Annotated in this window: 13 protein-coding genes and 1 tRNA gene; 7 read left to right on the top strand and 7 right to left on the bottom strand. The window is 65.3% G+C overall.

What is annotated here, in order from left to right; translation table 11 throughout:
• The first annotated feature begins 173 nt into the window (after nucleotides 1–173).
• Nucleotides 174–1,565, top strand: a complete 1,392-nt coding sequence (locus RLQ26_03005) for a VWA domain-containing protein (protein MEQ9087691.1) — start codon at nucleotides 174–176, stop codon at nucleotides 1,563–1,565.
• Nucleotides 1,566–1,642: 77 nt separating this feature from the next.
• Here RLQ26_03005 and RLQ26_03000 read toward each other — a convergent pair whose 3' ends face one another.
• Both RLQ26_03000 and RLQ26_02995 read right to left on the bottom strand, forming a co-directional pair.
• A complete protein-coding gene (locus tag RLQ26_03000; protein ID MEQ9087690.1) occupies nucleotides 1,643–3,001 on the bottom strand; it encodes an outer membrane protein transport protein in 1,359 nt (452 codons plus the stop codon).
• A gap of 218 nt (nucleotides 3,002–3,219) precedes the next feature.
• On the bottom strand, nucleotides 3,220–3,735 hold the full coding sequence (locus RLQ26_02995) for an adenine phosphoribosyltransferase (protein MEQ9087689.1): 516 nt from the start codon (nucleotides 3,733–3,735) through the stop codon (nucleotides 3,220–3,222).
• A gap of 186 nt (nucleotides 3,736–3,921) precedes the next feature.
• On the opposite strand from RLQ26_02995, the gene RLQ26_02990 reads away from it, so the two are divergent.
• Together RLQ26_02990 and RLQ26_02985 are read left to right on the top strand one after the other, a co-directional pair.
• Nucleotides 3,922–4,890 carry a TAXI family TRAP transporter solute-binding subunit gene (locus RLQ26_02990; protein ID MEQ9087688.1) on the top strand — a complete coding sequence of 323 codons (969 nt, stop codon included), beginning with the start codon at nucleotides 3,922–3,924 and terminating at the stop codon, nucleotides 4,888–4,890.
• A 2-nt stretch (nucleotides 4,891–4,892) separates the two neighbouring features.
• Entirely contained in the window at nucleotides 4,893–7,427 is a 2,535-nt protein-coding gene (locus tag RLQ26_02985) for a TRAP transporter permease (GenBank protein ID MEQ9087687.1), read from the top strand.
• A 55-nt stretch (nucleotides 7,428–7,482) separates the two neighbouring features.
• Here the strand turns inward: RLQ26_02985 and RLQ26_02980 are convergent, their stop codons facing one another.
• Complete coding sequence (locus RLQ26_02980; protein MEQ9087686.1) at nucleotides 7,483–7,881, bottom strand: cytochrome c family protein; 399 nt, start codon at nucleotides 7,879–7,881, stop codon at nucleotides 7,483–7,485.
• Between the two features lie 354 nt (nucleotides 7,882–8,235).
• On the opposite strand from RLQ26_02980, the gene RLQ26_02975 reads away from it, so the two are divergent.
• Nucleotides 8,236–9,555 carry an FAD-dependent oxidoreductase gene (locus RLQ26_02975; GenBank protein MEQ9087685.1) on the top strand — a complete coding sequence of 440 codons (1,320 nt, stop codon included), beginning with the start codon at nucleotides 8,236–8,238 and terminating at the stop codon, nucleotides 9,553–9,555.
• A 14-nt stretch (nucleotides 9,556–9,569) separates the two neighbouring features.
• On the opposite strand, the gene RLQ26_02970 is transcribed toward RLQ26_02975, so the two are convergent.
• On the bottom strand, nucleotides 9,570–9,776 hold the full coding sequence (locus RLQ26_02970) for a hypothetical protein (GenBank protein ID MEQ9087684.1): 207 nt from the start codon (nucleotides 9,774–9,776) through the stop codon (nucleotides 9,570–9,572).
• A gap of 117 nt (nucleotides 9,777–9,893) precedes the next feature.
• Between RLQ26_02970 and RLQ26_02965 the strand changes: the two genes are divergently transcribed.
• Complete coding sequence (locus tag RLQ26_02965; GenBank protein MEQ9087683.1) at nucleotides 9,894–10,721, top strand: DUF427 domain-containing protein; 828 nt, start codon at nucleotides 9,894–9,896, stop codon at nucleotides 10,719–10,721.
• A gap of 111 nt (nucleotides 10,722–10,832) precedes the next feature.
• Here RLQ26_02965 and RLQ26_02960 read toward each other — a convergent pair whose 3' ends face one another.
• From RLQ26_02960 to RLQ26_02950, 3 genes are all read right to left on the bottom strand, one after another.
• Nucleotides 10,833–10,991 (bottom strand): hypothetical protein, encoded by a 159-nt coding sequence (locus tag RLQ26_02960; GenBank protein ID MEQ9087682.1) that lies wholly within the window; start codon nucleotides 10,989–10,991, stop codon nucleotides 10,833–10,835.
• A 366-nt stretch (nucleotides 10,992–11,357) separates the two neighbouring features.
• Nucleotides 11,358–11,434 (bottom strand) — tRNA-Pro (locus RLQ26_02955).
• Between the two features lie 79 nt (nucleotides 11,435–11,513).
• Entirely contained in the window at nucleotides 11,514–12,536 is a 1,023-nt protein-coding gene (locus RLQ26_02950) for a polyprenyl synthetase family protein (protein MEQ9087681.1), read from the bottom strand.
• Nucleotides 12,537–12,777: 241 nt separating this feature from the next.
• On the opposite strand from RLQ26_02950, the gene RLQ26_02945 reads away from it, so the two are divergent.
• Nucleotides 12,778–13,023 (top strand): DUF2007 domain-containing protein, encoded by a 246-nt coding sequence (locus RLQ26_02945; protein ID MEQ9087680.1) that lies wholly within the window; start codon nucleotides 12,778–12,780, stop codon nucleotides 13,021–13,023.
• The gene (locus RLQ26_02940; protein ID MEQ9087679.1) at nucleotides 13,010–13,780 is read left to right on the top strand and encodes a methyltransferase; all 771 of its coding nucleotides are present in this window, start codon (nucleotides 13,010–13,012) and stop codon (nucleotides 13,778–13,780) included. The genes RLQ26_02945 and RLQ26_02940 overlap by 14 nt, the downstream gene beginning before the upstream one ends.
• Nucleotides 13,781–13,783: the final 3 nt, after the last annotated feature.

Below are 13,783 nucleotides of genomic sequence, written 5' to 3'. Positions count from 1 at the left end.
ATAAGTAATAAATTCCAATGATATTCTAAATATTAGAGAAAATTATCAATTTGGCTAAAATTTTATTATTTATTACTTGTCTTTTATTTCCTTTATCAACGAAAGATCAAGATGGTGCTGCCATACTCGGCGTCATCGGGATTTCAACCGGCACCGGCCGGGGGAGAAACGAGATGGTGCAAGCTTTCAATCAGGCGTGGCGGCGATTTTGGCGCGACCGGCGCGGCGCGGCAGCGGCGATGGTCGCGATCGCCGCCATTCCGCTGGCCGGGTTCATCGGGATCGCCACCGATGCCTCGCGCGGCTATCTGATGAAGTCACGCCTGGGCGAGGCGCTGGATGCCGCGGCCCTGGCGGGCGGCCGGGTCGTCTTCTCGCCCCATTTCGAGGACGACGTGGAAATGTATTTCGAAGCCAATCTGCCGTCCGATTATCTCGGCGCCACCATCACCGGCCCGACGATCAATGTCGACGCCAATGGCGAGATCATCACGCTGACGGCGTCGGCGGAACTGCCGGCGACCTTCATGTCACTGTTCGGCCACGACAAGATGACGGTGTCGGCGCGGACAGTGGTTCAACGCTCGGTGCGCGGAATGGAGCTGGCTCTCGTCATGGACAATACCGGTTCGATGTCGAGCAACGACAAGATTGGCACCATGAAGGCGGCGGCCAAGGACCTCGTGAATATTCTTTACGGAGAGCGTGAAACGGTGCCGGATTTCTGGGTCAGCCTCGTGCCCTATTCCGCTTCCGTGAATATTGGCGCGGCTCACCAGGACTGGCTTACGGGCTTCGATGCCGGCGCTTACAGCCCGACCACCTGGAAAGGCTGCGTGGAGGCCCGGACAGCCCCCCTCGACCAGACCGACGACCCGCCCGGAGACGGGTTTTACTGGACGCCATATCTGTTCCCGGTCGACAGCGACAATGCCTGGCCGCCGGTCAGGGAGGAGAATTTCTGGGGAAATGACGGGACCGGTCCCAATCTCGGCTGTGGTCCCGCGGTCACGCCGCTCACGGCGGAAAAGTCCGGCGTGATCGCGGCGATCGACGAAATGCAGGCCTGGAGTCGGGGCGGCACGCTGACCAATCTCGGTCTGGTCTGGGGCTGGCGTGCGATCTCGCCGCGCTGGCGCGGTCTTTGGGGGGGAGGGACTCCCGCCAACCTGCCGCTCGATTACGGCACACCCCTGATGGACAAGGTGATGGTGATCCTGACCGATGGTGTCAACCAGATGTTTGACAAACCGCCCGCGGGCCCCGACGGCAGCGACTACACAGCCTACGGCCGCGTCGGCTGGGGACGGCTGGGGGTCACCACCCAGGGTGCCGCGCTTGACGAGGTAAACGACCGCATGGCCGCTCTCTGTACCGACATCAAGGCCCAGGGTGTCATTCTCTATACGATCACCTTTCAGCTCAGCAACACGACGACGCAGAACCTCTTTCGCAACTGCGCCACCTCGGACGAGCATTACTTCAACTCCCCCAACAACGCCGACCTTCAAGCCGCCTTTCGCGAGATCGGCACCAAGCTGAGCCAGCTCCGATTGCGGGAATAGGGGGGCTGGTCCGGGCGAAGGGCAAAAAAAACGGGCCGGTTTAGACCGGCCCGTTTCTTATTGCCGGTCGGGTCCGTCTAGAATTTCACGTTGCCCTGAAGGCTGAGGATCTGGATCGTGGTGTTCTTGAAGGCGCCGCGCAGCACATCGCCCGTGCTGCCGGTCTGGTTGACGGGTGCGTCCGACACCGCGATATGGGTGAAGCCGGCATCGATGGTGAGCAGGTCGCTCCACCGCCAGCTTCCGCCGACGCTACCCCACCAGCGATCGGCATCCGGAATACGCGGAGTGCGAAAGCCCGTCTTCACCGGGCTCTCATCCCACGCGACACCGGCGCGCAGGGCCCATTGCTCAAGGGAATCGTATTCCACGCCAGCCGAATAGCGCCACGTATTGTCCCAGTCCTCGGGCTGGACGATTTCCTGGCTTGCGGCGTTGTCGATCTGGACGGTCAGCGTTTCGAAGCGGCTCCAGTGAGTCCACGTCGCATCGGCCATCACCGAGATCTTGTCAGAATACTGGTGAACCACGCTGATTGCCGCGGTCTCGGGCATCGTTGCCTTGGCCCGCGCCGTGCTGCCCTGGAAATTGCCGCCCGCCGTCAGGAAGGCGGCCGCGGCCGGCACGTTGAAGGAGGCGACGCCTTCAAGCTCATGGGAAATCTTCGACCGGTAATGAAGGCCGAGCCGGGTGTTCGCCACGGGCTCGACAATGAGCCCGAGATTGTAGCCGAAGCTCGTGTCATTGCCCTCGACATTCGCGCTGCCGTCAGCCGCCTGAGGCGTCAGCCCCGCGCCGGCGCAGGTGGCCGGCGCCACCCCCGACCCGAGGCAGACCGAACCAAAGTCGATCGCGTTGGACAGCTCCGCCTCGGCATATTGCACGCTCGCGCCCGCGCCGACGGAGAGCCAGTCCGTCACCCGGTAGGCGACGGCCGGGTTGAAGTTGATCGTGATGAGCTCGGACCTGAGCGCCTGATAGCGCCCGACCCAGCCGGCGCCGTATTCGGTTTCGAGCCCGAAGGGCGCGTTCAGTCCCATGCCGACCCACAAACGATCGTTCATTTGATAGCTGGCGAAGAGATTGGGCACGGTCAGCGGGTTCGACGCGCTCGTTTTGGCGCCGCCCGTCAGTGGCGCCCCGCCCAAAAGGGGCGAGACGGTCGAGCCGTTATTGGTGAACTCTGAATTCGGGAGGATGAGGTGGAAGGCACCCATGGCGTTGATGCCGTCAAGATAGGTCATCCCGGCCGGGTTGAAGAAGACGGTCGAAGCGTCGTCGGCCACGGCGGCCGCGCCGGCAAAGGCGCGCCCCAGCCCCTTCGCGCTGTTCTCGGCGACGGCGAAGCCAGCCGCCCGGGCGTTGGTGGTCAGTGTCAGGCCGGCTATCACGAGCGCGCCGGCCAGTGCGAAGTGCAGGTTTCTGGTCTTTGTCATCCCTAAATTCCTCCGGAACCCGCGAGAAGTCTCTCGGGTCCCAAACGTGCCGGCCTGTTCGCCCTTCGGCACGGACCGGGGGTCTCCCCGCCCGTTGCCGCCCCCCGGACAGTGACAATCAATGGTTAACCAAAGGTTATTACAACACAAACGCGCGGGTAAGGGACCTATTTCGGGCCGGCCAGGGCGCGGGGCCGGAAACGGCTCAGGCCAGGCTTTCAGGAATCATAGGCCAGCAGCGAGTGCACCGGAATGTCGAGCCGTTGGCGCCCTTCGAGGAAGGTGAGTTCGATAATGCAGGCGGCCGAAAGCACCTTTGCCCCGACTCGCTGCAACAAAGTCACGGCCGCGTCCAGCGTGCCGCCCGTCGCCAGCAGATCATCCAGGATGACGACCGATTGTCCCGGCTGGATTGCGTCCGCCTGCACCTCCAGCGTGTCGCTGCCGTATTCCAGTTCGTAGGTATGGGCGATCGTGGCTCCGGGCAGCTTGCCTTTCTTGCGCACGAGGACAAAGCCGCGGCCGAGCCGGTTGGCGACGGCGGCGGCGACCAGAAAACCACGGGATTCGATGCCGGCGAGGAGATCGGGATCGTGTCGCTCGCAGATTTCCGCCAGCCGGTCGACGGTCGTTCGCCAGGCCTCGGCATGGCCGAGGAGCGTGTTGATATCATAGAAGAGAATGCCCGGTTTCGGGAAATCCGGAACTTCGCGAATGTGCCGCTTGAGATCCATGCGTATCCTGAAAGGCCTGTCGTTATCCCTGGTCGTCTTCTCCGGGGCCGGTCGCGCCGGGAGGACGCCCCCGTCGCCCGGCTCGGTTGACCGCATGCTATCCTTCCGCCCATCATCGGGCAATTCGCAATCACCGGCGGGAAAGCCCGCGCCGGAAGCCGGCCAGCGCGCCGCGGGGAGGCCGCCATTCGACGTTTTCCGCTTGTCGTCCTCGCCGCGATCACGTTATCGCTCGGCGCCTGTGACGACAGCACCGACACGCGATTTCTGTCCATCGGCACCGGCGGGGTGACCGGGGTCTATTATGTCGTGGGCGGTTCGATCTGCCGGCTCGTCAACCGCGACCGTGCCGATCACGGTATCCGCTGTTCGGTCGAAAGCACCGGAGGCTCGGTCTACAACCTGAATGTACTGCGCCGGGGCGATCTCGACATGGGCGTGGCGCAGTCCGACTGGCAGTATCATGCTTTCCGCGGGGACGTGCCGCCTTTCGCGGATGCGGGACCGGATACCGAACTGCGCGCACTTTTCTCGCTCCACGCGGAACCCTTCACGGTCGTGGCGCGGCGCGAGTCCGGGATCAGGACTTTCCACGATCTGAAGGGAAAGCGGGTCAATATCGGCAATCCGGGGTCGGGACAGCGGGGCACCATGGAAGTGGTCATGGCGGCGCTCGGCTGGACGAGGGAAGATTTTCTGCTCGCGGCCGAACTCAAATCGGCCGAGCAGGCCCAGGCGCTGTGCGACGGCAAGATCGACGCGGTGATCTTCACCGTCGGCCATCCGAGCGGCTCAATCCTCGAGGCCACCACTGCCTGCGACGCGGTCCTCGTGCCGGTCACCGGGCCCGAGATCGAGGCGCTGGTCAAAAAATGGCCCTATTACGACTGGGCCGTCATTCCAGGCGGCACATATCGGGGCACACCGGAAGACGTGCGAACCTTCGGCGTGCGGGCGACCCTCGTGGCGCGCGCGAGTGTCCCTGATCGGCAGGTGCGGGCCGTCGTCGAGGCCGTCTTCGGCCATCTCGATGATTTCCGTCGCCTCCATCCATCCTTTCGCCATCTTGCCCCGGTCGACATGGTCTCCAAGGGCTTGTCCGCGCCACTCCATGAGGCGGCGCGTCGCTATTACGTCGAGAAGGGCTGGCGCTGATTATGGCCGGGATGTCCTGGGCCGAGGGATTGCGAACCCGCACCGCAGCGGCGCTGGCCGTCGGCTGGTCGCTCTTCCAGCTCTGGTACGTGTCACCGCTGCCCTTCGCCCTCGGCGTACTGGTCATCAATGACGGCACCGCGCGCGCCATCCATCTGGCGTTCGCCCTGGCGCTCGTCTTTCTGGCGGGCGGCGGGCGGGAAAAGACCGAGACCGCGACCGGCGGTCGCCTGAGCTGGCTTTTCGCCGGGGCCGGGGTCGCGACGACGCTTTACCTCGTCGCCTTTGACGATGCCCTGGCCGTCCGTGCGGGGCTGCCGAACACGGTGGACCTTCTGATTGGCGCGCTTGGCCTCGTCCTGCTCCTGGAGGCGACGCGCCGGGCGCTCGGCTGGCCGCTTGTCCTGATCGCGACAGCGTTCCTCGTCTATGGTCTCGCCGGTCCCGTGATGCCCGATGTGATTGCCCACAAGGGCGCCTCGTTCAGCAAGACGATCAGTCATCAGTGGCTGTCGAGCGAAGGCGTATTCGGCGTTGCGCTTGGCGTGTCCACCGCCTTTGTTTTCCTGTTCGTGCTGTTCGGGGCCTTTCTCGAACGGGCGGGGGCGGGCGGCTATTTCATCCGCCTCGCCTTCGCCCTGCTCGGCCACCGCCGGGGTGGTCCGGCCAAGGCCGCCGTCCTGGCCTCGGGGCTGACGGGGCTGGCCTCGGGATCGAGCATCGCCAATGTCGTGACCACAGGGACCTTCACGGTGCCGCTGATGAAGCGTGTCGGATTCCCGGCTCACAAGGCGGCCGCCGTGGAAGTGGCCGCCTCGGTCAACGGCCAGATCATGCCGCCCGTGATGGGCGCGGCCGCCTTCCTCATGGTGGACTATGTCGGCATCAGCTATGTGGAGGTGCTGAAGCACGCCATCCTGCCCGCCGTGATCTCCTATGCCGCGCTTTTCTATCTGGTTCACCTCGAGGCGCTGAAGGCCGGCATGACAGGCCTGCCGCGCGCCATCCCGGCACACCCGGTGCGGGCGCTGGCCGGATTTCTCTTCACCTTCATCGCCATGGCGCTGCTCGCCCTCGGCGTCGAGGCGGGGCTCGGATGGACCCGATCGGCCTTCGGTGATGGGGCGGGCTGGGTCGTGGCCGGCCTGCTGGGGGTGGTTTATCTGCTTTTTATCCGGCTGGCCGCGCCCGGCGCGCGGGTGGGTCCGGCGCGCGAGGAAAGCGAGGATTTGGAGGTGGTGCCCCCGGTCCTGCCCACGCTGATGCAGGGCCTGCCCTATCTGTTGCCGCTCGTGCTGCTCGTCTGGGCGCTGGTGGTCGAACGCCTCTCCCCCGGACTTGCTGCTTTTTACGCGGCCGCCTTCCTCGTTTTCATTCTGCTCACCCAGGATGTCCTGCTGCTGCGGTTTCGAGGCGAGAAGAGTGGCTGGCCGGAACTGCTTGCGGGCGCCCGCGCCGCCCTCCAAGGGCTACGCAACGGCGCCGAGGGAATGGTCGGCGTGGCCCTCGCCACGGCGACGGCCGGCATCATCGTCGGGACGGTGTCTCTGACAGGGATCGGTCTCGTGATGACGGAACTGGTCGAGGCCCTGTCGGGCGGGGATCTCGTCCTGCTTCTGATCTTTACCGCCCTGATCAGCCTGGTCCTCGGGATGGGCTTGCCGACGACCGCCAACTATATCGTCGTCGCAACCCTCATGGCGCCGGTGATCGTGGCCCTCGGCGGCGATGCGGGGCTGGTCGTGCCGGTCATCGCTGCCCATCTCTTCGTCTTCTATTTCGGGCTGATGGCGGACGTCACCCCGCCCGTGGGCCTCGCCTCCTATGCCGCCGCCGCGCTGGCGGGCGCCGATCCGCTCAGGACCGGCTTCACGGCCTTCTTCTACAGTCTGCGCACGGCGGTGCTGCCCTTCGTCTTCATCTTCAATCCCGAACTCCTCCTGATCGGCATTACCGGCTGGGCACACGGGTTCGTGGTCGCGCTGGCCGCGCTCTCGGGCATGCTGATTTTTGCCGCCGCCACGATGGGCCATTTCCAGACCCGCAACCGGCTGGTCGAAACTCTGCTTCTGCTGCTCGCCGCATTCACCCTGTTCCGGCCCGATTTCTGGATGGACCGGATCGCGCCGCCCGCCTATCTCGCCCCGCCGAAAGAGATCACTGCCGCTGTCCGCGCTGTGCCGGAGGGTGGGCATCTCGACCTTCGGGTCGCAGGCGACACGCTTTCGGGCAAATCGGTCGAGCGGCTCGTCGCGGTTCGACTCGGCCCGCGCGCGGCCCCTGATGACGGCGATGGGGCCGCTCGGCTGGCGGCGGCCGGGCTCACGCTCCGGCGCGACGAGGGCGTGCTGCGGGTGGAGCGCGTCGTTTTCGGATCGGCCGCGCACAAGGCGGGGCTGGCCGCGGGCTGGACCGTTGAGGGCGTGATCCGACCGACCGACCGCGTGCCCAAGGAGGTGTTCTACCTGCCGGCGCTTCTGCTCGCGGGGGGAATCTGGTTCGTCCAGCGCCGCCGTCGCCAGGCCGAGGCAAAATGAAAAGCGCCGGCCTCTTCGGGACCGGCGCTTCCGGAAACGCGTCTGCTCGCCTGGCTTACTGGGTGTTTTCCTTGAGATAGGCGATAACGTTGCGCCGGTCCTCTTCCTTCTTCAGGCCGATGAACCCCATCGTAGTGCCCGGCAAATATTCCCGCGGGTTTTCGAGATATTCGAACATCACCTCTTCCGTCCAGACGATGTGGGAATCCTTGTTGGCATCCGAATAGCGCGAAAACCCTTCAACCGAGCCCGCTTCGCGGCCGAAAATGCCGTGGAGGCTGGGGCCGACCTTGTTCTTGCCCTCTTCCAATGAGTGACAGGCCTTGCATTTGTTGAACACTTTCTTCCCCTCGGCGGGGTCTCCGCCGTCGGCCGCGAAGGCCGCGCCAGAGGCGGCCAGGGCCAGGACCAGTGAAACAATGGCGATGGGCGCGCGGAACACGGTTGATGTCATACTGTCTCTCCAAGTACCGGGCCAGGCTATGCGCTGCCGGGCGTGGCGTGATGGCGGCCATTATGCATCGGGGCTGCCCGGCGGCAACCCCGGGGGCAGCCCCCCGGTGGGGGGCTAAAAACGACCCCGAATCAGATAATTGAGCCAGAAACCGGGGGTCTGCGACGAAATGCCTCAAACGCGCGCCCGCGGGTAGCCGCAGCGCTGGCCCTGGCGGGCCCGGATCGCTATCTTTGGGAAAACGCAGACCCGGCCGCGCGCACGCAGGTGGATCGGCCGGAAAAAACGCGAGGGATCTCGTCGGGGGGCGGCACGGAAAACAGCCACCCGGCGTCAGAGGGGTAAACACGCTTCATGCCACTTAACGTGGTTATCGTCGGCTCGGGGCCGAGCGGCTTCTACACGGCCGAGGCCCTTCTCGAAAAGGCACCGGACGCGCGGGTCGATGTTATCGACCGGCTGCCGTCGCCGTTTGGTCTGATAAGGTTTGGTGTGGCGCCGGACCATCAGGGCAGCAAGAAAATCGTCAAGCGCTTTGAGCGGACGGCGGCCGACCCGCGCGTACGATTCTTCGGCAACGTGGATGTGGGTCGGGATGTCGCCGTCGGAGAACTCCGCGAGCTTTACGACGCCGTCGTCTTTGCCAGCGGTGCCGCGCTCGACCGCAACCTCGGCATCCCCGGCGAGGACAAGAAGAACGTCCTTGGCTCGGCGGATTTCGTCGGCTGGTACAATGGCCACCCGGATTTCGCCGGGCTCGATGTCGATCTGAGCGGCAAGGCCGTCGCCGTGGTCGGCAACGGCAACGTGGCGATCGATGTGGCGCGCGTGCTGGCCAAGACCGAGGAAGAAATGTCCACGAGCGACCTGCCAGAAGAGGTGGCCGGCAAAATCCAGGCCGCCCGACTCAAGGACATCTACATTATCGGACGGCGCGGTCCGGTCGAGGCCTCGTTCACCACGCGCGAGCTGAAGGAACTGGGCAATCTCGAGCGCGCCGTGCCCCTGATCGATGCCGGCCTGCTGCCCGATTCCGTGTCCGATCAGGGCGATCGCAAGACGCAGATCGTCAAGGAAAAGAACCTCGAAGTGCTGCGCGGCTACGTGGATAACCGGCCGGGCGACAAGCCAATCTCCATCCACCTTCTGTTTCTGGCGTCGCCCGTGGAGATCCTGGGCGACGAGAAGGCGAGCGGCCTCAGGCTCGTGCGTAACCGGCTGGAGCGGGGCCGGGCTGTCGCGACGGACGAGAGCTTCACCCTCCCCGCAGACCTGGTCGTGACCTGTATCGGCTACCGCTCGCGCCCCATCGACGGCGTGCCCTTCGATGACAGGGAGGGGCGCTTCATCAACGAGGATGGCCGCATCGCCAGCGGCCTGTACGCGGCCGGCTGGGCCAAGCGGGGGCCCACGGGCGTCATCTCGACGAACCATCCCGACGGTGTGAACGTGGCGGGGCATGTCGTCGAGGATTGCGGTACGGGCAGCGGTTCGACACCCGGTCGTGAGGGGCTGGAGTCCTTGCTGGCGACACGCGGCTGTCGCGTCGTCGATTACGGGGACTGGCAGAAGATCAACGCGGCCGAACTGGCGGCGGCGCGGGCGGGCGCGCCCCGGCGCAAATTCACCACGGTCGCGGACATGCTGGCAGTGCTCGATCAGCTGGCCAAATAGCCAGGGGGAGAGGTTCAGGCGGCCGGCGTGCCGGACAGCGCGTCGTCGATCCAGTCTGCCACCCGGATCCGGGCCGGTTCCGCGGCCATCTCCGGATGGCGGCAGCGATAGACCTGCACCGCCGCGTCGAATGCGATCGGGTCCGTCTCGCCACAGGCGCGGAGCTCCAGATACGTGGTGATCGCTGCCTCGCGGCAGGTCGTGGGCCGAACGGTTTTCATGGCGGCCTTCTTACCACCGCGCCCGGCCCAATTCCACAGAAAAACTGGGGTTAAATACCGAGTCGCCTGCTATGTTAATCTGTCCGCCCCGCGCGACAGCAAGGCAGAGAGGACCGCATGCCCAAATCCGCCATATTCGATCGCACCCATGCGGGCCATGTTCGCGAAAAGGACGGGCCTCATATCGTCGAAATCGAGAATAGTCCGCGACGGGTCCGGGCAATGTTCGGCGGCGAGACCATCGCCGATTCTTCCCGTCCGCTCCTCGTCCTCGAAACGGGCTGCCTCCCGGTCTATTATTTTCCCCGGGCCGATATCCGCATGGACCTCCTCGTGCCGACGGATCACCGCACGACCTGCCCCTACAAGGGCGAGGCCGCGTACTGGACGGTCAAGGCCGGGGGCCGTTCGGCCGAGAACGCGGCCTGGAGCTATCCGACGCCCATACCGGAAAGCGCTGCCCTCGGGGAGGCCATCGCCTTTTACTGGAACAGGATCGATCACTGGTACGAGGAGGACGAGGAAATCTTCGTACATCCCCGCTCGCCCTATCACCGCGTCGACGTGGTCCAAAGTCACCGGCATGTCGAGGTCGTCGTCCGGGGCGAGGTGGTTGGCGAAAGCCGCCGCGCCCGGTTCCTTTTCGAAACGGGACTGCCGCCGCGTTTCTACCTCCCGCCCGAGGATCTGAAACCCGGAATCCTGTCTCCCAGCGAGACGACGAGCCGTTGCCCTTACAAGGGTGTCGCCGCCTATCACGACGTGACGGTGAGGGGAGAAACGCTGCGCGATCTGGTCTGGACCTATCCCGATCCCATTCCCGAATGCCCGGCCATCAGGGGGCTGCTTTGCTTCTATAACGAGTTTGTCGACGAGATTCGGGTGGATGGTGTTCCGGTCGAGAAATCCGCAACCCCCTGGAGCCGGGCCCGGGCAGGATCGTGAGGCGGGCGCCATCCGTGATCGTGCCGCGGGCGCAAAAAAACCCCGCGGCCGGGTGCCGCGGGGCGAGATGGGCAAACTGGCCGGACCCTGCCGACCGTTTCCCGGGCGTGATTACTTGCCTTCGGATTTCTCGAGGCACTCGGCCCGTTTGTCAGGGTCCTGTATCTGGTCGCATTTGGCTGAGTCGTCTCCTGCCTGGGCGCCCAGGAATGCGGGTAGGGTCAGCGCCGCTGCGAAGGCGGCCGCGTAAAATCCTTTCCTGATTTCCATGTGCTCTTCCTTTTCGCATATGCGTTAAGTCGCGGTTGGATGAAACGACCGGCCCGGGTGGTGAGACGTCCCGAACCGGACGATCGAATGCTGGGCGCGCTTGTAGGCGGAATTGCGGTGCAAATTGTGGAACTTTGAAGGCGGCGGGCGAAGGATTGTGGCGCGCGTCTTATTCCGTTCCGCTCTCGCGCCGCGCGCGCCGGTCAGACCGCCGGAAGGGGTAGCCGGCGAGCGCATCGGGGAGAGGCATCATGGCCGGGCGCATGAGAAAACCCTGCCAGGGTCGGGCAGGGGCTTCTGGCGGTGCCGTCGCGGCGCGCGCTGGAACGCCCCCAGAACGAGGGCGAACCAGCGGTTCGCGCGATATGGTCGGAGTGAGAGGATTTGAACCTCCGGCCCCTGCCTCCCGAAGACAGTGCTCTACCAGGCTGAGCTACACTCCGGCACGGGTCCCGTCAGGCAGGGCCTGACGAGGGGGCGCTTATAGCGTGCCGCCGCGCCCGGATCAACTTGGGCGACGCCCTAATGGGCGCGTTCGATGCAGAAATCCACGACCCTGAGCAGGGCCTCGCGGGCCTCGGCGTCGGGGAAGATCGCCAGCGCATCGCGCGCCACCGCGCCATAATGGCGCGCCCGGGCGACGGTATCGGCCAGCGAGTTGTGCCGTTCCATGAGATAGATCGCATAGTCGAGATCGCCGTCCTTCTGGTCCAGCCTCTCGATCGTGCGACGCCAGAAATCCCGCTCCTCCTCATTGCCGCGCCGGTAGGCCAGGATGATCGGGAGCGTGACCTTGCCCTCGGCGAAATCGTCGCCGATGGTCTTGCCCAGCGTGGCCTGCTTGGCGGAAAAGTCGAGAACGTCGTCCACGAGCTGAAAGGCTATTCCCAGGTTCAGCCCGAAGCTCTCCAGCGCGTCCGCTTCCACGTCCGGTCGCTCGGCGACCACGGCGCCGATCCGGCAGGCAGCGGCGAAGAGCCGGGCTGTCTTGGACTTGATGACCTCGAGATAGGCCTCCTCGCCCGTCTCGGTGTCGTTCGAGGTGACGATCTGGTGCACCTCGCCCTCGGCAATGATCGCACTCGCGTCGGACAGGATACGCAGCACCTCGGTCGAGCCATCACTCACCATCAACTGGAACGAGCGGCTGAACAAAAAGTCCCCCACCAGCACGCTGGCCTTGTTGCCGAACACGGCATTGGCGGTCGCGAGTCCGCGGCGAAGGGCGCTCTTGTCAACGACATCGTCATGCAGCAGCGTCGCCGTATGAATAAACTCCACCGCCGCGGCCAGGCCGATATGGCGCTCACCCTCATAGCCGCACATGCGTGCCGCCGCGAGAGTGAGCATCGGCCGGACCCGCTTGCCCCCGGCGGCGACAAGGTGGGCGGCAAGCTGCGGGATCAGCGCGACCGGGCTTTGCATCCGGTTCACGATGACGCGGTTCACCTCCTTGAGATCGTTGGCCGTAAGATCGGCCAGGGCCTGCAGGCCTTCGGTTGCCGGGCGTTCCCGCCCGCCTTCCAGATTTACGATGACGGCCACTGATCAATCTCCCGCCGCCTGGCGCGGCAAAACAGCGTCAAGGAACGAGAATAGGCGAGCCCGGCGAGGCGTCAAGCGGCGCACTGTCGCAAGCCAGGGCCCGGCCCCGCGCCGGCCCGCCCCGCTCCCCGAAGATGCGACAGGTTGGAAATTCGCCTAAAAGAGACCAGATTGAAGTCATCGCCCCCGGGCCCGCTTGCCATCCTGGGGCCGGCGGCGGTCGGAACGGCAAGGGAGTGCCATGCGCGCCGTCCTCGAAACCACCGATCTCGTTCGCCTGTCCTGGGCCCAGGCGCTGTTGCAAGCGGCTGGAATAGAGGCCGTCGTGCTGGACGAACACGCGAGTATTCTGCAAGGGAGCATCCTCGCCATACCCCGCCGGCTGACGGTCGGCGATGATGATGCCGCCCGCGCGCGCCGTCTTCTGGCGGCGGCCGATCCCGCCGGGCCCGACATGATGGAAGCGGGATCTCATGACGACGACTGACAGGGCGTCCGCCGCGCCCCGGGACACGACGCTCAACGGGCTGCTTGATAACCGGGTCAGGCTGCGCCAGCCGAGGCGCGGCTTCCGCGTGGCCGTGGATACGGTCTTTCTGGCCGCGGTGGTGCCCGCACGACCGGGCGACAGGGTGCTGGACCTGGGCTGCGGCGTGGGCGGGGCGGGGCTTTGCCTGCTTGCCCGCTCACCCGAATCGCACGTAGCGGGTGTCGAAATTGATTCCGAGGCGGCCCTGCTGGCGCGGGAAAATGCGGCCGGTAATGACGTGGCCGGGCGGTTCGAGGTGATCGAGGGCGACATCCGTGATCCGGCACTCGATCTCGTGCCCGCGAGTTTCGATCACGTCATGGCCAACCCGCCCTATCTCGACGGCCAGCGCGCAAGGCCATCGCCGCACTGGCGCCGCGCGCGCGCCACGGTGGCCGGGGCGGACGGACTCTCACCCTGGCTTCGCGCGGCGGAACGTTTCGTCCGTCCCGGGGGGAGTGTGACCCTTATCCATCGGGCCGACCGCCTGGCAGAGCTTCTCGACGGCATGACGTGGATTACCGGAAGGCTCCGTGTTTTTCCGCTCCAGCCGAAATCCGGCCGCACGGCGAAGCGTGTTCTGGTGCAGGGGCGCAAAAGCGAGACGGGGCCGACCGTGTTCCTGCCGGGACTCGTCCTGCACGAGTCGGATGGAAGCTATTCGGCGGCGGCCGAGCGCGTGCTGCGCCAGGGCGAAGGGCTCGATCTTGCCTGACAG

It is taken from the genome of Alphaproteobacteria bacterium, from assembly GCA_040220875.1.
GTDB lineage: Bacteria > Pseudomonadota > Alphaproteobacteria > JAVJVX01 > JAVJVX01 > JAVJVX01.
The sequence above is the reverse complement of the archived record's forward strand: the minus strand, read 5'-3'. Positions and strand labels throughout refer to the sequence as shown.

Excerpts from the sequence above, each read along its gene's own strand:
- RLQ26_02960 (MEQ9087682.1), bottom strand. The coding sequence starts at position 10,991 with ATGGAAATCAGGAAAGGATTTTACGCGGCCGCCTTCGCAGCGGCGCTG.
- RLQ26_02980 (MEQ9087686.1), bottom strand. The coding sequence starts at position 7,881 with ATGACATCAACCGTGTTCCGCGCGCCCATCGCCATTGTTTCACTGGTC.
- RLQ26_02940 (MEQ9087679.1), top strand. The coding sequence starts at position 13,010 with ATGACGACGACTGACAGGGCGTCCGCCGCGCCCCGGGACACGACGCTC.
- RLQ26_02945 (MEQ9087680.1), top strand. The coding sequence starts at position 12,778 with ATGCGCGCCGTCCTCGAAACCACCGATCTCGTTCGCCTGTCCTGGGCC.
- RLQ26_02975 (MEQ9087685.1), top strand. The coding sequence starts at position 8,236 with ATGCCACTTAACGTGGTTATCGTCGGCTCGGGGCCGAGCGGCTTCTAC.
- RLQ26_02995 (MEQ9087689.1), bottom strand. The coding sequence starts at position 3,735 with ATGGATCTCAAGCGGCACATTCGCGAAGTTCCGGATTTCCCGAAACCG.
- RLQ26_02965 (MEQ9087683.1), top strand. The coding sequence starts at position 9,894 with ATGCCCAAATCCGCCATATTCGATCGCACCCATGCGGGCCATGTTCGC.
- RLQ26_03005 (MEQ9087691.1), top strand. The coding sequence starts at position 174 with ATGGTGCAAGCTTTCAATCAGGCGTGGCGGCGATTTTGGCGCGACCGG.
- RLQ26_02985 (MEQ9087687.1), top strand. The coding sequence starts at position 4,893 with ATGGCCGGGATGTCCTGGGCCGAGGGATTGCGAACCCGCACCGCAGCG.
- RLQ26_02970 (MEQ9087684.1), bottom strand. The coding sequence starts at position 9,776 with ATGAAAACCGTTCGGCCCACGACCTGCCGCGAGGCAGCGATCACCACG.
- RLQ26_03000 (MEQ9087690.1), bottom strand. The coding sequence starts at position 3,001 with ATGACAAAGACCAGAAACCTGCACTTCGCACTGGCCGGCGCGCTCGTG.